Source organism: Streptomyces sp. NPDC059582, from assembly GCF_042735715.1.
Lineage (GTDB): Bacteria > Actinomycetota > Actinomycetes > Streptomycetales > Streptomycetaceae > Streptomyces.
This window is the reverse complement of sequence record NZ_JBHWCC010000096.1, coordinates 1-19,647: the sequence shown is the minus strand read 5'-3', so window position 1 is coordinate 19,647 and position 19,647 is coordinate 1. Positions and strand designations below refer to the sequence as shown.

16 protein-coding genes are annotated in these 19,647 nt (G+C 67.5%); 8 read left to right on the top strand and 8 right to left on the bottom strand.

The features are described from left to right. Positions 1 to 335: 335 nt before the first annotated feature. Positions 336 to 908 (bottom strand): TetR/AcrR family transcriptional regulator, encoded by a 573-nt coding sequence (locus ACFV0T_RS41165; RefSeq protein ID WP_385790531.1) that lies wholly within the window; start codon positions 906 to 908, stop codon positions 336 to 338. 303 nt (positions 909 to 1,211) lie between these two features. On the opposite strand from ACFV0T_RS41165, the gene ACFV0T_RS41160 reads away from it, so the two are divergent. Then, the gene (locus ACFV0T_RS41160; RefSeq protein ID WP_385790525.1) at positions 1,212 to 2,234 is read left to right on the top strand and encodes an alcohol dehydrogenase catalytic domain-containing protein; all 1,023 of its coding nucleotides are present in this window, start codon (positions 1,212 to 1,214) and stop codon (positions 2,232 to 2,234) included. A gap of 235 nt (positions 2,235 to 2,469) precedes the next feature. Here the strand turns inward: ACFV0T_RS41160 and ACFV0T_RS41155 are convergent, their stop codons facing one another. Then, the gene (locus tag ACFV0T_RS41155) at positions 2,470 to 4,149 is read right to left on the bottom strand and encodes an LCP family protein (RefSeq protein ID WP_385790523.1); all 1,680 of its coding nucleotides are present in this window, start codon (positions 4,147 to 4,149) and stop codon (positions 2,470 to 2,472) included. A gap of 400 nt (positions 4,150 to 4,549) precedes the next feature. Between ACFV0T_RS41155 and ACFV0T_RS41150 the strand changes: the two genes are divergently transcribed. Beyond that, positions 4,550 to 4,744, top strand: a complete 195-nt coding sequence (locus ACFV0T_RS41150; protein WP_385790521.1) for a hypothetical protein — start codon at positions 4,550 to 4,552, stop codon at positions 4,742 to 4,744. Between the two features lie 619 nt (positions 4,745 to 5,363). Here ACFV0T_RS41150 and ACFV0T_RS41145 read toward each other — a convergent pair. Together ACFV0T_RS41145 and ACFV0T_RS41140 are read right to left on the bottom strand one after the other, a co-directional pair. Beyond that, positions 5,364 to 5,945 carry a hypothetical protein gene (locus tag ACFV0T_RS41145; protein ID WP_385790519.1) on the bottom strand — a complete coding sequence of 194 codons (582 nt, stop codon included), beginning with the start codon at positions 5,943 to 5,945 and terminating at the stop codon, positions 5,364 to 5,366. Between the two features lie 375 nt (positions 5,946 to 6,320). Beyond that, a complete protein-coding gene (locus tag ACFV0T_RS41140) occupies positions 6,321 to 6,503 on the bottom strand; it encodes a hypothetical protein (protein ID WP_385790518.1) in 183 nt (60 codons plus the stop codon). Between the two features lie 552 nt (positions 6,504 to 7,055). Here ACFV0T_RS41140 and ACFV0T_RS41135 point away from each other — a divergent pair. The 3 genes from ACFV0T_RS41135 (at position 7,056) to ACFV0T_RS41125 (ending at position 10,113) form a co-directional block, all read left to right on the top strand. After that, a complete protein-coding gene (locus tag ACFV0T_RS41135; protein ID WP_385790516.1) occupies positions 7,056 to 7,568 on the top strand; it encodes a GNAT family N-acetyltransferase in 513 nt (170 codons plus the stop codon). A 568-nt stretch (positions 7,569 to 8,136) separates the two neighbouring features. Continuing rightward, positions 8,137 to 8,883: an alpha/beta hydrolase gene (locus ACFV0T_RS41130; protein WP_385790514.1), complete on the top strand. Its 747-nt coding sequence runs from the start codon at positions 8,137 to 8,139 to the stop codon at positions 8,881 to 8,883. A gap of 417 nt (positions 8,884 to 9,300) precedes the next feature. Continuing rightward, a complete protein-coding gene (locus ACFV0T_RS41125) occupies positions 9,301 to 10,113 on the top strand; it encodes a class I SAM-dependent methyltransferase (RefSeq protein ID WP_385790529.1) in 813 nt (270 codons plus the stop codon). 620 nt (positions 10,114 to 10,733) lie between these two features. Here the strand turns inward: ACFV0T_RS41125 and ACFV0T_RS41120 are convergent. The 3 genes from ACFV0T_RS41120 to ACFV0T_RS41110 all read right to left on the bottom strand — a co-directional run bounded on the left by ACFV0T_RS41120 (position 10,734) and on the right by ACFV0T_RS41110 (position 14,179). Further along, complete coding sequence (locus ACFV0T_RS41120) at positions 10,734 to 11,333, bottom strand: YceI family protein (RefSeq protein WP_385790512.1); 600 nt, start codon at positions 11,331 to 11,333, stop codon at positions 10,734 to 10,736. Positions 11,334 to 11,447: 114 nt separating this feature from the next. Then, a complete protein-coding gene (locus ACFV0T_RS41115) occupies positions 11,448 to 12,191 on the bottom strand; it encodes an SDR family oxidoreductase (protein WP_385790511.1) in 744 nt (247 codons plus the stop codon). A 257-nt stretch (positions 12,192 to 12,448) separates the two neighbouring features. Next, positions 12,449 to 14,179 (bottom strand): L-aspartate oxidase, encoded by a 1,731-nt coding sequence (locus tag ACFV0T_RS41110; RefSeq protein ID WP_385790510.1) that lies wholly within the window; start codon positions 14,177 to 14,179, stop codon positions 12,449 to 12,451. Positions 14,180 to 14,872: 693 nt separating this feature from the next. Here ACFV0T_RS41110 and ACFV0T_RS41105 point away from each other — a divergent pair. Then, positions 14,873 to 15,376 (top strand): N-acetyltransferase, encoded by a 504-nt coding sequence (locus tag ACFV0T_RS41105; RefSeq protein ID WP_385790508.1) that lies wholly within the window; start codon positions 14,873 to 14,875, stop codon positions 15,374 to 15,376. 303 nt (positions 15,377 to 15,679) lie between these two features. Here the strand turns inward: ACFV0T_RS41105 and ACFV0T_RS41100 are convergent, their stop codons facing one another. Beyond that, on the bottom strand, positions 15,680 to 16,576 hold the full coding sequence (locus tag ACFV0T_RS41100) for an RNA polymerase sigma-70 factor (protein ID WP_385790506.1): 897 nt from the start codon (positions 16,574 to 16,576) through the stop codon (positions 15,680 to 15,682). Between the two features lie 763 nt (positions 16,577 to 17,339). Between ACFV0T_RS41100 and ACFV0T_RS41095 the strand changes: the two genes are divergently transcribed. Together ACFV0T_RS41095 and ACFV0T_RS41090 are read left to right on the top strand one after the other, a co-directional pair. Further along, complete coding sequence (locus ACFV0T_RS41095; protein ID WP_385790527.1) at positions 17,340 to 18,956, top strand: cytochrome bc complex cytochrome b subunit; 1,617 nt, start codon at positions 17,340 to 17,342, stop codon at positions 18,954 to 18,956. Between the two features lie 324 nt (positions 18,957 to 19,280). Next, on the top strand, positions 19,281 to 19,466 hold the full coding sequence (locus ACFV0T_RS41090) for a hypothetical protein (protein WP_385790504.1): 186 nt from the start codon (positions 19,281 to 19,283) through the stop codon (positions 19,464 to 19,466). Positions 19,467 to 19,647 lie beyond the last annotated feature (181 nt).

Sequence of the window (19,647 nt, the reverse complement as noted above, 5' to 3'; positions counted from 1 at the left end):
GAACAGCACCCACAACTCATCGGGCACCAGCCGCTCAACCAGATCCGTCATGCACGGATCAACGAACGATCACGCCATCAGAAACGGTGTCTTAGTGTCAGCTGAGGCCGCTGCGGGAGGGCCACGACCCGGGCCGGATCGCCACTGAGCTCGCGGTGATGATTGCCGATGGCCGCGAGACCGTCATCGACGCCACGCGGATCACATGCCGCTCCGAGAAGGATGCGGCACCGGTGATCGAAATCGCCGGTCACCGCGACCGGGCCGGCTCAACCACCCGAAGCGAAACAGTGAGGCTGGGAGATAAAGGGCAATCCGCACGCATCCAACGACTCTTACGCCGAACGATTCACGGTCCTCGTCTGGATTGTTTCGAAGAGCGAGATCATCAGGGCTGCGGCGGTAGCGGCCTCGAGTCCGTTCGCGCGGACGAGGGACTGCCACGTGGTAAATGCGACGGCGTGGCGGATCGCGGCCGTGAGGGTGGGGCGTGCGGCCGGAGCGGGGGAGTAGCCCGCGAGCAGAATGCGCGTCGCCGCGTCGAGCTTCGTTTTGTAGGAGTCGACGCTGGAGTGGATACCGGGAACGTTTTCGCAGTCTCTGAGTACGTTCGTCAGCATGGGTTCGACGGTGTCGTAGAACCCGTACAGGTCCCCGAGCGCCTTGGTGGCCCGTTCATGCGGCGACGGGATCTCCTGCCAGCTCGTGCTGTCCGGCCAGGGGTTGCGCTGCCAGTACTCCGTGGAGCACGCGTCGAGCAGATCTTCCTCGGTGGGGAAGTGCCGATAGACGGTGTGCCGCTGCACTCCGGCCAGCGTAGCGATGCCTGCGATGGTCGTACGGGCGGGCCCCACCGTTCCGTGCAGCTGAATTGTCGCGTCTGTGATGCGGTGCCGCGTCTCACTCATCGTGTCGGCGCGACGTCGCATGTCGTACCTGCGACCGGTGTCCTTCCTGTCAGCCGTCATCGCTGCACCCCTGGTCCTCGTGGTCGCCGGCCGGTCCGGGGCCGACCACACAGATGAATCTACACCGCTGTGCACCGAAATGAGATTTCGGTGCACAGCGGTGTTTGGTGAACCTTGACAGGTGAGGTGGCGCGACCTTTCATGGAACAGTGCCGTGCATTCAATTTCGCGGCCATGCAGGACGCCGAGTCCTGATCGCGGCGCTGTTTCCGGCAGGTCGCCGGCAGTCCATGGAGGAGAGTCATGCCAAAGATGCAGTCAGTAGTCACGTCGGCACTGGGGGAGCCGTGGGAAGTGCGGACGGTGGAGGCTCCGGAGGCGGGGCCGGGGGAGGTGCTGGTGAAGGTGCACGCCAGTGGGATCTGCGGTACGGATGTGTGGATCACCGAGGGCAAGCTGTCGTTCGGAGTCGAATTCCCGATGACGCTGGGCCACGAGGGCGTGGGGGAGGTCGTGGCGGTAGGGGAGGGCGTCACCTCGCGGGCCGTCGGTGACCGTGTCGGCCTGGTGACACTGCAGACCGGGTGCGGGCGGTGTGCGTGGTGCCGACGGGGGGAGGCGCTGGACTTCGTCACGGCCGCAAGCTGCGAGCGGCCGGTACTGACCGGGATGAATGTCGCCGGTGCGAACGGCGAGTATGTCGCCACACGTGCGGAGGCGACCGTCATCCTTCCGGAGGGCCTGTCGTACGAGCATGCCGCGCCGCTCATGTGCGTGGGCTACACGGCCTGGAGCGGATTGCGGCGTGCCCGTCCCAAGCCGGGTGAACGTGTCGCGGTGTCAGGGATCGGCGGGATGGGGCATTTGGCGCTGCAGTACGCCAAGGCTGCCGGGTTCACGACGATCGCCGTCACCGGCTCGCCCGACAAGAGGGATCTCGCTCGTACGCTGGGTGCGGATCTCGTGGTGTCGAACGGGGCGGAGCTGCGGGAGGCGGGCGGAGCGGACGTCTTGATGCACACCAACAGCTCCAACCGCGCGGTGGCCGATGCCTTCCAGGGTGTGGCGCCGCGCGGCCGGGTGGTGCTGATGGGCATCGCGTTCGACGAGTTCGCGGTTCCGAACATGCCGATGCTGATGAACAGCATTCAGATCCTGGGTTCTGCCCACAATGGCACCGAGTATCTGACGCAGGCTCTCCAGATCGCTGCCGAGGGCAAGGTCACGCCGATGGTGGAGATCTACGGTCAGGACCGGGCCGCAGAGGCCTATCAGCGTGTAGCGGACGGGAAAGCCCGCTTCCGGGCGGTCATCACCCACGCATGAGGCCGCCGGGCCCTACGATCGACTGCACCCGCCCCCGGTCCGAAGCGGCGGGGGCTCCGTAGGAGGTGCGCCTGTTCCCGTCGCCGATTCGGCGGCCGGGGCCACGGCCAGGCGATGAGCATCTGTACCGTCGGCTTCGGGCCCATCCAGTCCGCGGCCTCCGGCTCGAAGGGATGTGGCAGGGGACCGAGCCGCCACCCCCGCCCTGGAGGCGGACGTGGCGTACTCGCCGGGCTCAGCCGACGCACTCGTTCTTGTCGGCGTGTGACTGCGGTATGTCGACCGAGGGCTTGTTCGGGTCGGTGAGCGGCACTCCGGGGCCCTGGTAGTCGCCCCCGAGAGTGAGTGTCATCTCGGTGCCGGGTCCTCGATCGTCCGGTCCGGGGTGGAGCGCCGAGGCGGGTAGGCCCATCATCGCGGCGAGCGTCCGGGCCTGGTCTGCCTGGTCGGGACCGTAAGCCAGGGTCGTGCGGGCCTGCTGCGCCCCGGGGGCGTTGCCGCCGTTGGTGGAGTGGGTGACGCCCTTGGTGTTCAGCAGCCACTGCTGAGTGGTCTGCGCCGCTCCCTGGGGGCCACCGCCGTTGTAGAGGACGACCCGGACCTGCGACGGGTCCGCCTTGGGGCCGTGGAGCTTGGTGTCGGAGGTCGTGGCCTTCTTCTTGGCCTCGGTCAGCGAAACGTCGTTCTTGATCGCCGCGAAGAGGGCGGGCGCCCTGGTCTCGTCGACTACGACGGTCTTGTGGATCTTCCCCTCGTCCGGATTGTCGATGACCGGGAGTGTAGTGAAGGTGATGTGCTCGGGATCGACCCGGTTGAGGTCCTTGGCGAGGTCGGTGAGCTTCCCGACACCGCCGATACCGGTGTCCACGGTGAGCGACTTGGTGGCAGCGTTCGCCAGTTCGAAGAGCTTGCGGGGGTCGGTGAGGGTGTCACTGGACTTCATCTGACGGATCATCGACCCCAGGAACTGCTTCTGCAGGTCGATGCGGTCCAGGTCGCTGCCGTTCTTCAGCGAGTGACGGGTCCTGACGAACTGCAGGGCCTGTTCGCCCTGGACCGTGTGCGGGCCGGCGGGCAGGTGCAGATGGGAGCCCTGGCCCAGGGAATCCGTGTCGTCGATGGCATGGGCGAGGCAGATGGGCACGCCGCCGACAGCCGTGGACAGGGTTTTCACGGCCTCGAAGTTGACCAGAATGAAATGGTCGACCGGCAGGCCGGTGATCTTGGCGACGGTACGCATGGTGCAGCCCGGGTCACGGCCGGCCTGGCCGAGGCTCTCGTTGAAGCGCGGGCTGAACGTGGCCTTGGGCGTCCCCGGGATCGTCTTGGTCGAGCCGTCCTTCTGCTTGGTCGGGCAGTCCGGGATGCCGGTGACCATGTCGCGTGGGATGCTCATCGCCGTCGCGTTCGACCGGTCCTTCGCCACGTGGAAGAGGATCGTGGTGTCGGCGTGACCTACGCTGCCGGCGTCCCCGTACTTCCCGCCCAGACCTATCCGGCTGTCGGTGCCGATGACCAGGATGTTCACTGCGTCCTTGCTGGTCGCGTTCCTGCTGCCCGCCGTACCGACGTCCACCGTGCTGATGTTGTCATCGAAGTGGCGGTACAGCAGGTAGGCCCCGCCACTGCCCGCCAGCAGCACGAAACCCAGTGTCCCCCCGGTCCACATAAGGACCTTCCGCTTCCTGGACCGCTTGGCCTTGCGGGGCCTCGTCGCCCCACCACGGCGGCTGCCCTCGCGTGGCTTCGGGACGGGCCGCACCTCCCCCTCGCGGTGCGCGCGATGTCCTCCCTGCGCCGGCACCGTGGGCGCCGGGGCGTCGTCGGCGTCCATCCGCAACCGGTAGTCACCGGTCTCCGGGTCGAGGACCCACTGGTCCGCGGGGTCGATGTTCCTGTCGCCTTGCGTGTCCACGGTCCTCCGTCTGTGCTGCGCCGCCCCACGGCGTCCGGCCGTCCAGCCCATGCCGAATCCCCCCGGGGCCGACCCCGGGACACTCGTTCAGACATCCGAATACGGCTCAAGGTTGCGCTCAGGTGACATGTAACAGCCCGACTACACAAAGGGTTTGGGGCAACTTGCTCTGGTGACAACGGAACACCGCACGAGCGTGAGGGCTCGCCCCGGGGCCCGTTGTACGTTCCGTCACGGTCATGAGCGGGGTTACGCGCAGGCGACGGTCGTTGGTGTGAGGGCGGTGGGCCGGTCCTCGCCGAGCCTGTCGCGGCGGCTTTTGACATCGCTGCACCGGCCGATTCAGGTTGTGCGGGTCGTGCGATGCCGTATCCATCACCATGGCCCGGGGTGCTGCAATATGCTCGGCCGGAAGGCCCTCGCCGTGCACCGCGAGACCGGCCACCGACTCGGTGAGGCCCGCACCCTCATGGCACTCGCTCGCGCACACCGCAAGACCGACAGCGCCGCCGCTGAACTGCTGAGACAGCAGGCAAGGGACATCTTCTCGGACACGGGCGTGCCCGAGACGGAGTACGAGGATCCCGACTGGTGACGCCTCCGCAGCCGCGCCCGTCAGCCCTGTCGTCGCCGCGGCCAGGACGCGGCGACCCGGGCCGCGACGATGGGCGCGGCACACCGTGTTACGGGGCACCGTGGGAGGGGTTCCCTGCCGACTTCGGACGGCAGGCGCCGAAGCGGGCTCGACGAGCACCCAGACCGACTCCCGGACCCGGAGGGGCACTCGCGCCCGTTGGGGCCGAGGCGCGGCGGCTTCCACTACAGGACCGTCCGGTGGAACGTCGAAGCTGTCTCCGTTCGCCTCAGCCCCCTCGGCTCACATGATGTGCACCGTGCCCACCGATGCAACATCCAACGTTGGCGACAGTCAAGACGAGTTTGGTAAGCTGATCACAGCGTTCAGGTCGCTCATTGGCCGCCTGTCCGCGCACCTGCGCGATTAGAGCCCGCAGGTTGGTTGACGGGCGCCACACGATCCCCCGCGTGTGGCGCCCGGCGCCTGTGGGCGCGCGGCTTGTCAGCGGGGCAGAACCTTCCCGGGCGGCTCGAGTGGTCGCGCGATTCACGGACTGACCGAGAACGGTGCGCTGACGAGGCTTCGGCAGACAGGCTTGGCCGGTAGGGCAGACCGTGGCCGGCGGCACGGACAGGCATCAAGAGCGCTTGGCGCGGTACAGCCCACGGCCCGTCCGCTGGACCCGAGAGGTACCTACGAGCCGATCGAGTGTGCTGCGGACCGCGTTGACACTTCCGCTGTCAGAGTCACGGCCGAGAGCCGCGGCAACATCGCGGGCCCTCACGTCGGCCTTTCCGGTTTCGGCGAAGAACTCCAGAATCTGCTGGGTGAGCTTGCCGTAGTTGCTCTGCTCGCCGGCATCATCGGCGGAGGGGACGTTCTCCCTGCTGATCTGCGGCTGCTGGGCGGGCAACGTCGACTTCCGTACGACATCCGCGGGCCCGGCAGGCGATACGTCTGCCGGTCGGGCGGTGGTCGACGCGATGTCGCTTCGCTGCGGGGCGGCGGCGCCGGAGACGCTCATCGAAGGTGCGGCTTCCGGGCCGGGCATCAGGGCCTCAAGAGCACCAAGGGCGCGTTCCACCGAGCCCAGATGCGCCATGACCGCAGCCAGCTCCCGCTCCAATGCCTGCTTCTGCACCTGCAGGCGTGCCAGCTCCACCTGAAGGCTCTCAGCCGTCATCTCAACGTTTCGTGCCGAGTGAGATACAGGGACCATGCGTTCCTCTTATCCTCAACCCCTAACGCGCCCAGCCAACCGTGGTACTGCCTGCTCTGGACGCGACCGACCTACCCTCCCTCAACACTATATGTAGTGGGTCACCCAGGGTGTAGATACGCGAGACGGGTGTCTCAGTCCACGGACGCCGACTACAATCCACAAGGGCAGGCGGGCAGGCCTTTAGGCTGCGGAAACGTCATTCACAGGTGTCGTCCCTGAGAGCGAGCAGACAACAACTTGTGGCACTGAACGGTGGCACGCGAAGTAGCGCACCCGATCGCAGAATGCTGACTGACGGGACCGTGTGACCGCGCTGCCTGCGCGAGCCTCGCCACCGGGTGATCGCGCGGCTGTCGGCCTCCCGACGCTCGCTCACGAATAGGGAGAGGTCAGGCGGTGCAGACTCGCGGCGACCGCCTTGATGCGTGCATCGACATCATCGATGGCTTCCTGCAGCATGTGGATGCGCGCCTCCAGCAGAGCGGCCTCGGCCGACAGGAAGGCACTGGCAGTGGCGGCGTCGGATGGTTCGGCAGAGTCTCGTCGTGACGTCATGCGACCTTCTGTGGTGCGGTCCGAGTGTCGTACGGAACGCAGTCAGGGTGCACCCGGCTTGGACGATCTCCGGCCGGGCACCCTGTGCCCGATCCCGCAGTGAGACCGTGTGCCGACGGCACCTTCGTCAGCACGACGGCCTGAATGGCCGCCACACGTGACACGCAGGGATCAGTCTTCGAGTGGAAGCGCCGCGGACGTCGTCCCGTCTCAGGGACCGCGCACGCTCTGTAGCGGGCGCCGCCGTCGGGCAGGGCGGAACATGGGCGCCGGTCCGTTGAGCCCCGGGGGATACTGGGTCGCGATGTCATGGACGTCCTTCCTCTCTGCGGGATGGGCAGCCGGTGGTAGAACCACCGTGGAATTGACCAGACAGCAGAGGGAGATGTGACAACCGCGGCCAATGCTCACAACCGGATCCTGGGTTGCCGCGCAGTGCTCGGCTGTGTGCGCGCCGCTCAGCGCACGGATTGCGGGCAGCATCGTGCACCGTGTCACAGAAGCAGCGATCCAGTGCGAGCCGCAGCGAGGCCGGTCGCGTAAATTTCCTGGATGACTGTGCTGCGTGGCGCCTCCGTCGTCCTTCGCCCCACCGTGCGTGAGGACATCCGTACCTTGGCCGCCATCCGGGCCACACCTGAAGTGCGTGCACGATGGAACGGCGGGGACGATCTCGAGACGGAGATCGCAGCCGATCTCGAGGACTCTGACACCCGGTCACTGACCGTCGAGCACCGACAGCGGATCATCGGCCTGATCCAGTGGTACGCCGAGGAGGACCCGGACTACCGGCACGCCGGCATCGACCTCTTCCTCGATCCCACGGTGCACGGCAGGGGCCTCGGCACCGACGTCGTACGAGCACTGGCCGGCCATCTCATCGACGTCCACGGCTATCACCGTCTGGTCATCGACCCGGCAGCCGACAACACTGCGGCGATCCGCTGTTACACCAAGGTCGGCTTCCGGCCGGTCGGCATCATGCGGCATTACGAGCGTGGCCCGGACGGCACCTGGCACGACGGCCTCCTGATGGACCTCCTGGCCACCGAGCTGGTGCGCTGACCGCTCGCACCCACCAGCCGGTCGCCTGCACTCGACCCCGTGTCGGCAGTACAGGAACACGGCGCGCCCAGGCGGCATGCCGGGCAGGGAGGGTGCTTTGAGGCTGGGGGAGCTCGCGGTGTCTCGCGGAGGTCTGCCATGCCCCGAACGAACGATCTGCTCCGGCGCCATCAGTTCCGGCCTGGGCACTTCTCTGAACCAAGAGGTGAGAACCGACAGCACCTGTCCACGAGTTTGGGAGGCGTCGGCGGTGCGTAGTGTTCGACGTTCATGAGAAACGACAGCACCAGAGCCCTCCGGCGTCGCAGAGCTGCCGCTCGGGAAGTCGCGACGGCACCGCAAAAGGCTCTGCGAGGTGTCTCCGTGGCATCCGGCCATGGAGACTCCGCAAAAACCCGTTGGGGGACGAGGGCGACCACTGCTAAATTCCCGGAGGCCGTGCGAGAGATCGAGGAGGTGGTACCCGTGAACGCAGTATCGACATGGGTGCTCCCCTCCGGGGTCACGGCCGGGCGATAGGCAGGTTGCCCGGGAGCGCCGTTCCAGTGCACTCCCGAAAGGCACGACCATGCATTTCACTTCCGAGCAGCGCCTCGACGACGGCGTCCTCGAACGCGAATTCACCCTCGGTGAGATCCCCGGCATCCTGTGGACACCCGCACCCGCACCCGCACCCGCATCCGCACCGGCGCCGCTGATCCTGCTGGGCCATCCTCCCCTCGGGCTGCGCAAGATGTACCCCCGACTGGTGGCCCGGGCCCGGCACTCCGCGGCGGAGGGCTTCGCCACGGCCACCATCGAGCTCCCCGGAAGCGGCGACCGGCCCCGTTGGCCCGCCGTCGAGCAGGCCCGCGCCGACCTGCGCCGGGCAATGGAGGCCGGCGAGCCGGTCAGCGACGAAATCGTCGACGCCCTCGTCCTCCCGCTGGTCGACAAGGCGGTCCCGGAATGGCAGGCCGCCCTGGACGCCCTCCTCTCGCTGCCCGACATCGCCGGCCCGGTCGGGTACTCGGGGGGCGTGATCTCCATCGGTATCCGGCTGGCGTTGGTCGAGTCTCGTATCTCGGCCGCCGTTCTGTTCGCCGGGAGTTTCGTGCCGCGCGCCCTGTTCGAGGAAGCACGGCAGGTCACCATTCCACTGCACGTCCTGCTGCAGTGGGACGACGAAGGGAACGACCGGCAGGCGGCCCTGGACCTGTTCGACGCCTTCAGCTCCAAGGAGAAGTCTCTGCACGCCCATCTCGGCGGGCACACCGGCGTCCCGCAGTTCGCGGGGGACGCCGCGGCCCAGTTCTTCACCCGACATCTGAAGTGAGGCCGGCCGTCGGACCGGCAGCAGACGGTAGCTGACGTCGGCCGGGGCATGCCGCTCATCGAGGACAGGCCCCGGCCCTCCGCAACTCCTCACACCGTGGGGCCCCTGCTGAACTCTCGGCAGGGGCCCGTGCTGCTTGAAGTCATGAACTGCTCGATTTCTGCGCAGCGTTGAGCGCTGCCCGAACTCGAGTAGAGGTGCTGTCGGTTCTCGGGCCCTGGTCCACTTCGTGTGGTCGCGTACACAGGATGACTGCTGCTCTTCGCCTAATGGTGGTTCGGGTGGTCGTAGGCGGCCTCAGTGCGCGCGCGACTGGCTGGCCACGCATGAACGTGGCTCCCTTCATCAGGCCCCTTGGAATCGATCACCTAGGCTGGCGCGGTGACTGATGAGCAGGAGCGGGTGCAGCCGTCGGGAGTGTGGGCCACGGCGGTGGGGGTGGCCAGGGTGCGGGCGCTGGAGACCGAGCGGGAGAACGCGCTGTTCCTCGACCCACTGGCACAGGCCTTCGCCACCGCCGGCGGCCTGTGGCCCTCCTCGCCGCCGCCCGATGACGAGGCCGCGCGACGCCGCCGGCTGGCCGTGTCGTTCTCCATCGTCATCAGGACGAAGTTCCTCGACGACCTGTTGCGGCAGGCCTCCGCGTCCGGGATCCGGCAGGTCGTGCTGCTCGGCGCCGGCATGGACAGCCGGGCCTTCCGGATGGACTGGCCCGAGGGCACCCGGCTGTTCGAGGTCGACACTGCCGCGCCACTCGACTTCAAGGCTTCGGTGCTGCGCCAGGAGCGGGCCTTCGCACGCTGTGAGCGGATCACCGTCGCGGTGGATCTGCGTGAGGACTGGCCACGCGCGCTGGCCGCCGCAGGGCACGACCCGGCCGTGCCGACCGTGTGGATCGCCGAAGGACTACTGATCTATCTGCCCGAGGAAGCGGTGGAGCTACTGCTGGCCCGGATCAGCGCGCGGTCGGCGGCAGGCAGTCGGATGGGGCTGACATTGGGCGCGCGCGGCGTGATCGAGCGCTTCGGCGCGGACGCCGCGCCGGGCTCGGCGGCGTCCATGTGGGTCTCGGAGATGCCCGACGACCCGGTGGGCTGGCTGGCCGGGCACGGCTGGGAGGCCGACAGTCACACCCTGCGCGAGCGCGCCGCCGCCTACGGCCGCCCGATCAACACCCCGCCGCAGCGCGAGGAGCGGCCCGGCGGACTGATCTCGGCGGTCCTCCGGTAGAGCGCCTCCCGGTTCCCTCGATGATCGATTCCAGAAGGGCCTGATGAAAGGGCCTGATGAGTGGAGCCACGTTCATGCGCGTTCAGCCGGTCATGTGCGCACTGACCGCCTATGACCACTGAAGTTCGCCCGAAAACCGCCTGACTGGATGGTGGTGTGGTCGACAGTCCTTCGCCGTGAACGAAGTGCTTTCGGGGTTGAACGAGCCACCCGCGGGTTCGGGCGACGGACCGAGCGGCTGCGCTCGATGCTGGTGTCGGTCGGTCCTGCGCTCGCGGGCCGGGCCGCGCAAGGGCGGCCGGGTGGTGTACCTCTCCGCTCCAGAGGTACACCACCCGGCCGTGTGCGCCGCTCCGTCCCCACGGTGCGGCGCGGGCAAGCCGGTCATCCCGTCATCCCATGGACGCCCGGCTTGGGCAGGTGAGGCCGGCGCCGGCAGCACGGCGGCCTCCATGAACTTCAACAACTGGTGAGGATTGCGGTCCAGGCTCTCCAGCAAGGCCGAGCTCGCAGGACAGAGAACGTTCGTGCGGGGCGCGTACAGCGGCGCCGGACGGTCGGTGGCGATCTCCCGGCGTTCTACCGAAGCGCCTTGGAAATTCCGCGGCCACGGCAGATGCTCAAGCCGGGGGCGCCTGGAACACGCGAACCGCCGAAATGTCCATGACCAGTGATATCTCGTTGCTCACCCGTACGCCTCCTGCGTGAAGTGGCGTGTTCGAGATGAGCCCCCAATCTGAGGGTTTCAGCGCGGCTCTTCCTTCGCATTCCACCCGCTCCCTACCCGCCGCCTCCTGTGTGGTGCTGCCGAACTTGAGGTCAATCGCGATGGGTAGTTCGATGTCCCTTATTCTGACGTCACCGATGAGGCGCAAACCCTCGTTTCCCGCGTATTCGAAGCCGATCGAGCGGCAGGTCAGCAGGGGAAACGTCGCTGAATCGAAGAAGTCGGGCCCCTTGAGATGCTCGTCTCGCTGCCGATTCCCCGTTTCGAGGCTTCCGGTCTGCACGCTCATGTAGGCCTCGGAACGGTAAGGGCGAGCGGCGTCGAGTTTGAGGAGGCCTTCAAAGGAATTGAACTTACCTCGGATATCCGAGATCGCTGCGTGCCGAAAGGAGAATCCGAGCATGCTGCGGACCGGGTCGATGATATAGATGCCGGTTGGAGTGCTGTCGAACCTGGCGATGGAATTCCCATCCCGGCTGCGGTTTTTGAGCATGCGAGCTGCTTCTTTCGGGCGGTGACTCTCCTGGCTGCGCCGGTAGGGGTGGTCGGATAGTCCAGCGAATTCGGGGGAGGCCGGGGCCCTGCTGCCAGGGCCCCGGCGTACGCGCTACTGCTGGGCGAGCCAGTCCGTGAAGTGGGTGTCACCGAGGTGCGCGTCGGGGCCCGGAAGGAGCGTGGACTCTTCGAGCTCGGCACCGAAGTACGGAGCGTGAGGGTCCGCCACAACGGTGCGCGGGTCGTTCTTGGCGGCGAGACCCTTCCGGATGAGCTCGTCGAGCTGGAAGGCCTCGGGGCCCGCGACCTCGACCAGGCCGTTGACGGGCGTACCGACGGCGGTGCGGCCCACGGCCGTTGCCACGTCGTCGGAGAAGACCGGCTGGATCTTCACGGGGGCCAGCAGCACGGTGTCACCGTCGGTCGCCGAGTCTGCGATGCCCTTCATGAATTCGAAGAACTGCGTTGCGTGGACGATGGAGTACGGAAGACCAGAGTCCTTGATCAGTTCCTCCTGGACCTGCTTGGCCCGGAAGTATCCGCTCTGCTGGAGGCGGTCTGTGCCCACCACGGAAAGCGCGACGTGGTGCGTGACGCCTGCTGTTGCCTCGGCCTTGAGGAGGTTGGTGGTCGAGGTACGGAAGAACTCCATGACCGCATCGTCCTCGAACGACGGGGAGTTCGATACGTCGACGACGACCGACGCATCCCTCAGCACGTCCGCGAGACCTTCACCCGTCAGCGTGTTGACCCCCGTGTTGGGCGAGGCCGGCACTGCTTCGTGCCCGTGCCGATTCAGCTTTTCTACGACCTTCGAGCCGATGAGGCCGGTGCCGCCGATTACTACGACCTTCATGATGGGGATCCTCTCGGAGTCTTCTTATGCGCAGGGACCGTCGGCGGGTTGACCCGCCCCCTGCATCCTTCAGTTTGGTCTTCACCAAGAAAGACAAGGGTGCGCACATACTTGTGACATGTGGGCGTATGGATTTCGAGATGTCCTTGCCCGAGGCCGACGGCTTCGCGCGCAGAGGCGCGCTGTCACGACATAGGGCATCGGCCGACGTCGCGCGGATGGTCTGATGGTCCTGTTCGAAGGCGGGGTACCGATTGCTATTCGGCGAGCTTGCCCTCGGTCGAGACCTCCTCCATCAGGGAGGAGATTTCCTCAGGGATGGCGGGAATGGCCTCCCGGGTGATCCCTGTGCTCGGGGACCAGACGAGGTTGACCTGCAGCGCGGGATCCATCTTCGGGTAGTCGCTGCGGTTGTGGCATCCACGCGTTTCACGGCGTTCGAGTGCTGCTTCGAGGGTGGCCCGCGCGGCCAGGGCGGCGGCCTTCAGGTCGAAGGCGTGGGCAAGGTCCTGATAGCCGGCGATGTCGGGATGGACGCCGACGTCTTCCATCCGCTTCTCGATCGCGCTCAGCTCCGTGAGCCCGGCCCGCAGCCCTTCCTCGTCACGGACGACGCCCGCGTGCTCGGTCATGGTGTTGCGGATGGCCCGCTGCAGGGCGCGGACGTTTTCCGGCCCGTCCGCGGCAAGGAGCCCGTCGACCTCGGCCCGGGCTTCGGCCACCGCGGCCGCCGACCGCGGCTGCGCGTGCAGTGACTCCGCATAGGCGGCGGCCGCACTCGCCGTGATGCGGCCGTAGACCAGCAACTCGATGAGGCTGTTGCCGCCGAGGCGGTTGGCACCGTGCAGGCCGCTGGACGCCTCGCCGATGGCGTAGAGCCCGCGGACGTCGGTGCTGTGGTCCTCGGGCCGTACCCAGACACCGCCCATCGAGTAGTGCGCGGTGGGCGCGACCTCGATCGGCTCGCGGGTGATGTCCAGCATCTGCAGGTCCAGCAGCGTCTGGTAGACCCGGGGGAGCCGGTTCATGATCGTCTGTCGGGGGAGGTGCGAGACGTCGAGCCATACGCCACCGTTGGGCGTGCCGCGGCCCTCCTTGATCTCCGTGTAGGAGGCGAGGGCCACGCGGTCGCGGGTGGAGAGTTCCATCCGCTCCGGGTCGTAGCGCTGCATGAACCGTTCGCCCAGCCGGTTGCGCAGGATGCCGCCCTCGCCGCGTGCCGCTTCACTGACCAGCGTCCCGGCCGCGTTCTCCGGCTCGATGATGCCCGAGGGGTGGAACTGGACCAGCTCGGGGTCGCGCAGCCGCGCCCCCGCCTCGACAGCCAGCCGGAACGAGTCACCGGTGTTCTCGTCGCGCCGTGAGGAGGTACGCCGCCAGATGCGGGTGTGTCCGCCGGCCGCGAGGATGACCGCGTCGGCGTGGATCAGGTACCGCGTGCCGTTGGTGAGGTCGAAGCCGTACGCTCCGAAGACGGCACCGTCGTGGACCAGGAGCCGGGTGATGTACACGCTGTCGAGCACAGGCACTTTGAGCTGGCCCACCCGGCGGATGAGTGTGCGCTGGATCTCCAGACCGGTGTAGTCGCCGGCGAACGCGGTGCGCCGGAACTTGTGCGCGCCGAAGAACCGCTGGGAGATACGGCCGTCCTCCTCCCTGGCGAAGGCCATGCCGTAGCGCTCCAGATCGTCGATGCCCCGGGCGGCGCCCCGGGTCACGATCTCGGTGGTGCGGGGATCGGCGAGCAGGTAGCTCTCCTTGAGGGTGTCCGCGGCGTGCTGCTGCCAGCTGTCCTCGGGGTCCATCGTGGCCAGGGCCGCGTTGATGCCACCGGCCGCGAGGGCCGTGTGGGCGTCGTCCTTGGCACGCTTGCCGACGGCGAGGACGTCCAGGCCGGCTTCGGCCAGCTCGATCGCCGCCCGCAGGCCGGCTCCGCCGGTGCCGATCACCAGCACCGTTGCGGAAAGACGTTGTTCTCTGACAGACATGATGGCTCCGATCGCCTGGTTCGCTCACTCACTACGACCAGGCCAAGCAGGTGTTTGTGACAGCCGACCGTGTACGACAACCGCCATGTGAGGGGCTGCTGCCGCGGCCGTGAGCCGCCGCTTCAGGAAGACGTGACGACCTCCTTCGGGAGAGCGAGTACCGTCGGCGGCCGCTCCGCGGAACGCTCCATTCCGTCCGTGCCGTGTCCTGACGCGAGTCTCGGGCAGTCCTTGGATTTCTTCTCGCCGTCATGGCTGCCGCGTACGCCGTGCGTGCCTGCCTGCCATCACCCGCTACCGGTCCGTCGGGACAAGTGCAGCGCGTGCAGGTCCGGGTGGCTGTGGCCGCAACACGATCAACCCTGGCCGTCCCGGCTCGCGTGGGGGACGGCGTCGCCGAGGCGAGGGAGAGCTTCGAGCGATCCGCAGTGGTGGGAGCGGGAACGCGGAGATAGGTCTGCTGCTCGAGCTTTGTCACACGGTGCCGCGCTGTTCGGTCCTACTTCCGAAGCCACGGCTTCCACCAAGTCACGCCGGCTCCTGTTGGATGCCCTGCGCACACGGCTTCTGGAAAGAGAACATATGCGCCGCCTACCCAGGATCGTTCGGATCGGCCCTGAGGCGATCGAGCGCGCCGCCGCGATGCACGGCAGGTGCTCCACCCACACGCTGTGGAGCCGTTACCACCGGGCTATGGGGGATCCGCGTACCTACCTGACGGCGCTGCTGGCTCGGCCGGGGGCAGTGCACCTGGCGGCGCAGGACGCGTCGGGCCGTCTTGTCGCCTTGGGGCACCTCATGCCGGATGGAGGCAGCGCTGAGGTGGCACTCCTCGTGGAAGACGAGCTGCAGAACAGTGGACTTGGTACTCGACTACTGCTCCACCTTGCGCACCATGCCGTGAGAGGCGGGTGGGAAGAAATCTACGGTCTCCTCCTGCCGGGTGATGAACGGATCTCGGCGATTCTGCGACACGTCGCCGTTGAGGTACACAGCAGAGAGGACGGCGGTGTCACGCTGACCTGGGCAAAGACCAGCGATCTGGCGGCCTCGTTGCCTTCCACCCGTCGCCCGATGGGTGTGCGGACCATGCGGTGGGGGTTGCCGACCGATGGACAGCTCCTGCACCGCCGCCGTACGCCGACGACAGGCAGTTGCTGTGCCGAGCAGCGGATTTCCGAGGGGATTCCACACTGACCGGCCCTCTCGGCGAGCACAAGGACGACCCCGCGACGTACGACCCGGGGTGCGGACCCGCCTGTGCTATGAGGCCACGGTGATCGTGGCCGACGTTCCCTTCCATGCCATCTTCGGTCGGGTAGGAAACAGCGCCTCGGCCTTCGCCGACGGAGGGCGGCGACTTGGCCTTCAGATGTCGTCGAAGCCAGGAGTTCGACGACTGGTAGACGACAGGCGACCCACTCTGTGACATGAGTGCCGACGGATGAAGTACGTCAGAACGCGCCGCCCCACGACGGTGCTGATCACAGGGCGAGTGGATCAAACGGCCACGGCCGCAGCGTATGGCTCCAGCTTGGCCGGGTTGATGACCCACATGATCCGGTCGACGCCCTCGGAGGACGCGTCAACGGACAGGAGCGCCACGGCATCGCCGTCGACGGAAACGAGAACGGCCGGTCGCCCGTTGGCCTCGACCCACCTGATGGCCGCCGGTGGCCAAAACCGCGGAGCGAAAGCCGCCACGTACTTGGAGACGTGGGAACGTCCGATGACGGGGATCTTCGAGGCCCCCCGCACCCCTCCACCGTCGGCGTAGCTGATGACGTCTGCAGCGAGAACGTCCTCGAGAGCTTCCAGGTCCCCCGTTTGCGCGGCCGTGAGGAACACTTCCAGCAGGCGCCGGTGTTGAGCTGGGCTGACGCGCTCACGGCGCTCCGCGGCCAGGTGCCTGCGCGCCCGGCTCACCAGCTGTCGCGCGTTGGCCTCCGTCGTTTCCACGATGTCTGCGAGCTGCGCGTACGGATAGTCGAAAGCTTGCCTCAGGACGTAGGCGGCTCGTTCCACAGGATTCAGCTTCTCCAGCAGGAGAAGTACCGCGAGCTCGAGCGCCTCCGCGCGCTCCGCACCCACGTAGGGATCTGCACTCGTGTCGATCGGCTCCGGAAGCCAGGGCCCGACGTATGACTCCCGGCGCACCCTCGCGGACTGCGCGAAGTTGATGGCCAGACGGGTGGTGACTGTAGCCAGGAACGCCGTGGGTTCGAGAATGGTGGTGCGATCGGTCTGCTGCCACCGCAGCCACGCCTCTTGAAGGATGTCCTCGGCCTCCACGGAGCTGCCGAGCACGCGGTACGCGATGCCGAAGAGCTGCGGGCGTGCCGCGACGAAGTCTCTCGTCGCCTGCTCCAGGGAATCAACGGTGTGATCAAAGTGCATGTCTGGCCCTCCTGGCTCCGACATTTCCACTCTACAAGTTGGTTCCGAAACAGTCGGAGGGTGGGGGTTGCATAGGTTGTGCCCAACATTGTCGTCGCTGTCGTCGCTGTCGTCGCTGTCGTCGCTGTCCTCGCTGTCTCGCCTGGCCCGCCGACGAGCGAGCCCAGGAACGGGAAATGAGGCGAGGCGTGGGGTGAGGGAGGGAGACGGGTGGGGGTGCCCCAGGGCTCCGTCCTCCGACCGGTGCGACGGACGACACACGGTGTGGCTCGCGTAACCCGACCACCGGTACATCTCACACCACACCGGTGCCCCACCGCACGGCCGCCGCGTGTCACATCTGAGCGGCCTGGCCGGTCATAGCAGTGACAACAGTTCTTGATGTGGACGGCGCGTGGCAGCACGGTGTCAGGAGCCCCCCGTGCCCCGGCGGCGCGTCCGGGTCCCCGGCGTCGCGGACCAGTGAGCTGCCGGACGGCACCACCTGCGAGACGACCATAGGGCGCGCGGGACGCAAGTGCCGTACCGCACACCTGTAGAAGGCACACGTCGGCCCGGCGTTCCTGAGCGAGGAACGCGCCGGGCACCCGCCTGGAGCGGCGGCGGCCGCGCGGCGGCCTGACTTCTCGCACCACGCCGGTGCCACGGGTCCATGGCGATGGCCGGGACAGCCACGTTTCCCGCGGGTCCATGGCGATGGCCGGACAGCGATGTCATGAGGACATACCGAGCTTCGGGGGAGGCAGAAATGAATGGTGAACGAATGGGCGACGACAGCGTGCCGGCCGAGCCGGGGCACGAGCGCACCGGAGAGAGGCTCGCCCAATGGGCGGACGGCCGACTGGGCCACCGCCGCCTGGCCCGCTCCGTCCGGCGGGTCGTCTTCCCCGACCACTGGTCCTTCCTGATCGGGGAGATCTGCCTCTACAGCTTCGTCATCCTCCTCCTCACCGGCGTCTACCTGAGCTTCTTCTTCCATCCCTCCGCCGATCCGGTGATCTACCAGGGCAGCTACGCCCCGTTGAAGGGCCAGCTGGTGTTGAAGGCGTTCGACTCGACCCTGCACATCTCCTTCGACGTCCGCGGCGGTCTGCTCATCCGCCAGGCTCACCACTGGGCGGCACTGATCTTCGTCGCCGCACTGTTGGTGCACATGCTGCGGGTGTTCTTCACCGGTGCGTTCCGCAAGCCGCGAGAGCTGAACTGGGTGTTCGGCTTCCTGCTGCTCGTTCTGGCCATGTTCGGCGGCCTGACCGGCTACGACCTGCCCGACGACCTGCTGTCGGGGACCGGCCTACAGGTCGTCAACGGCACGATCCTGTCGGTGCCGATCGTGGGCACCTACCTGTCGTTCCTCCTCTTCGGCGGTGAGTTCCCCGGCGACGAACTGATCGCGCGCTTCAACACCCTCCACGTCCTGGTCATCCCCGGACTGATACTCGCGCTGATCGTCGCCCGTGGTGCCCTGGCGGTCCGTCACCGGCACACCCAGTACCCCGGGCCGGGCCGCACCCGCACCAACGTCGTGGGCCTGCCGTTGCGGGTGTACGCCGTCAAAGCCGGCGGCTTCTTCGTCATCGTCTCCGGAGTGATCTTCTTCATCGCGGGCATCGCGCAGATCAACCCCGTCTGGAAATACGGGCCCTTCCGCCCCGACCAGGTCTCCGCCGGATCCCAGCCCGACTGGTACATGGGCGTCGCCGACGGCCTCCTGCGCGTCATGCCGGGATGGGAGATCAACCTCTGGGGCCACACTCTCGCCTTGGACAACCTCCTTCCTTTGCTGCTCGGTGTGCTGCTCTTCCTCGCCATGGGCGCCTACCCCTTCCTCGAGGCCTGGGTCACCGGCGACGACCGCGAGCAGAACCTGCTGGACCGCCCGCGCAACCGGCCTGTGCGCACCGCCCTGGGCGTGGCCTGGCTCAGCGTCTATCTGGTGGCCCTGCCAGGCGCCGCCAACGATCTGATCGCCACCCACCTCCACGTCTCCGTCAACGCCGTCACCTGGAGTGTGCGCGTCGGCCTGTTCGTCGTCCCGGTCCTGTCCTACGCCGTCACCAAACGCTGCGCCCTGGGTATGCAGCGCCGCGACCGGGACAAGGTTCTGCACGGTCGTGAGACCGGCATCGTCAGACGTCTACCGCACGGCGAGTACATCGAAATCCACGAACAGCTCGGCCAGGAAAGGCTGCACACCTTGACCGCCCACGAGCAGTACAGACCGCTGGAGGTCGTGCCCTCACAGGGTGCGGCCCGCAGCGCCGGCCAGGTCCGCCGCCTGCGCGCCGGCCTCAGCCGCGGCCTCTACGGCCCAGGCACACAGGTCCCCAAAGCCACGGCGGACGAGTACAAGGAGATCGCCGACCGGCATCATTTCTGACCGTTGCCGCCCGCACGAAGAAGTGCCCGTCTCGCCATGTCACACCTTGGACGTGTCTCCTGTCATACGGGTGCCGGCACCACACACGGATCGCTGGACCAACCGACCCGCCCCCGCGGGGCGTTCGGCCACCCGCACATCGTCTCCGCGGCCTTCTCGGCCGTCCTTCCCCGTGCGGCGGCAAGGCGGCAACGGCGCCGCCCACGCCGCCGTACGCGGCCCTGGTCCCCACCTCGGTGGTGGGCGGAGAAAGCCCGCGGACCACCAGAGCCGTCCGCCCCCCAAGGGCCGACGTACCCTCCCAACCCAGAAAGGGCACCCGACATGAACCGCACCGCCCTCACCCGCCGGGCCCGCACCCCCCTCACGGTCCTTGCCGGAGCCAGCATCGCGGCGGCCCTCCTGGCCACGACGGTCGCCCCGGCCTCAGCCGACAAGGAGACCCCCTGGCGGCACCCCACGCCCCCCGTCATCCCGGTCCACGGCGCGTTCGCCGACTCCACGAGTTGACACGGTGTCATCCAAGAGTCGTGGCACGACGCCTGTCCGATGGTCGCACTCGCCGACCCGCCGCGCTCCCTCAGCGGCGACTCCGTCTAAGACGTCGTTTCAGTTGGTGAGTCGGCGGTGGCAGATGAGGGCTGCGGCTATGCCGACGAAGGCAAGGAAGTGTTCGGATTTCCGCTCGTAG

Excerpts from the sequence above, each read along its gene's own strand:
- ACFV0T_RS41165 (WP_385790531.1), bottom strand. The coding sequence starts at position 908 with ATGAGTGAGACGCGGCACCGCATCACAGACGCGACAATTCAGCTGCAC.
- ACFV0T_RS41160 (WP_385790525.1), top strand. The coding sequence starts at position 1,212 with ATGCCAAAGATGCAGTCAGTAGTCACGTCGGCACTGGGGGAGCCGTGG.
- ACFV0T_RS41150 (WP_385790521.1), top strand. The coding sequence starts at position 4,550 with ATGCTCGGCCGGAAGGCCCTCGCCGTGCACCGCGAGACCGGCCACCGA.
- ACFV0T_RS41145 (WP_385790519.1), bottom strand. The coding sequence starts at position 5,945 with ATGGTCCCTGTATCTCACTCGGCACGAAACGTTGAGATGACGGCTGAG.
- ACFV0T_RS41140 (WP_385790518.1), bottom strand. The coding sequence starts at position 6,503 with ATGACGTCACGACGAGACTCTGCCGAACCATCCGACGCCGCCACTGCC.
- ACFV0T_RS41135 (WP_385790516.1), top strand. The coding sequence starts at position 7,056 with ATGACTGTGCTGCGTGGCGCCTCCGTCGTCCTTCGCCCCACCGTGCGT.
- ACFV0T_RS41130 (WP_385790514.1), top strand. The coding sequence starts at position 8,137 with ATGCATTTCACTTCCGAGCAGCGCCTCGACGACGGCGTCCTCGAACGC.
- ACFV0T_RS41120 (WP_385790512.1), bottom strand. The coding sequence starts at position 11,333 with ATGCTCAAAAACCGCAGCCGGGATGGGAATTCCATCGCCAGGTTCGAC.
- ACFV0T_RS41115 (WP_385790511.1), bottom strand. The coding sequence starts at position 12,191 with ATGAAGGTCGTAGTAATCGGCGGCACCGGCCTCATCGGCTCGAAGGTC.
- ACFV0T_RS41110 (WP_385790510.1), bottom strand. The coding sequence starts at position 14,179 with ATGTCTGTCAGAGAACAACGTCTTTCCGCAACGGTGCTGGTGATCGGC.
- ACFV0T_RS41105 (WP_385790508.1), top strand. The coding sequence starts at position 14,873 with ATGGGGGATCCGCGTACCTACCTGACGGCGCTGCTGGCTCGGCCGGGG.
- ACFV0T_RS41100 (WP_385790506.1), bottom strand. The coding sequence starts at position 16,576 with ATGCACTTTGATCACACCGTTGATTCCCTGGAGCAGGCGACGAGAGAC.
- ACFV0T_RS41095 (WP_385790527.1), top strand. The coding sequence starts at position 17,340 with ATGGGCGACGACAGCGTGCCGGCCGAGCCGGGGCACGAGCGCACCGGA.
- ACFV0T_RS41090 (WP_385790504.1), top strand. The coding sequence starts at position 19,281 with ATGAACCGCACCGCCCTCACCCGCCGGGCCCGCACCCCCCTCACGGTC.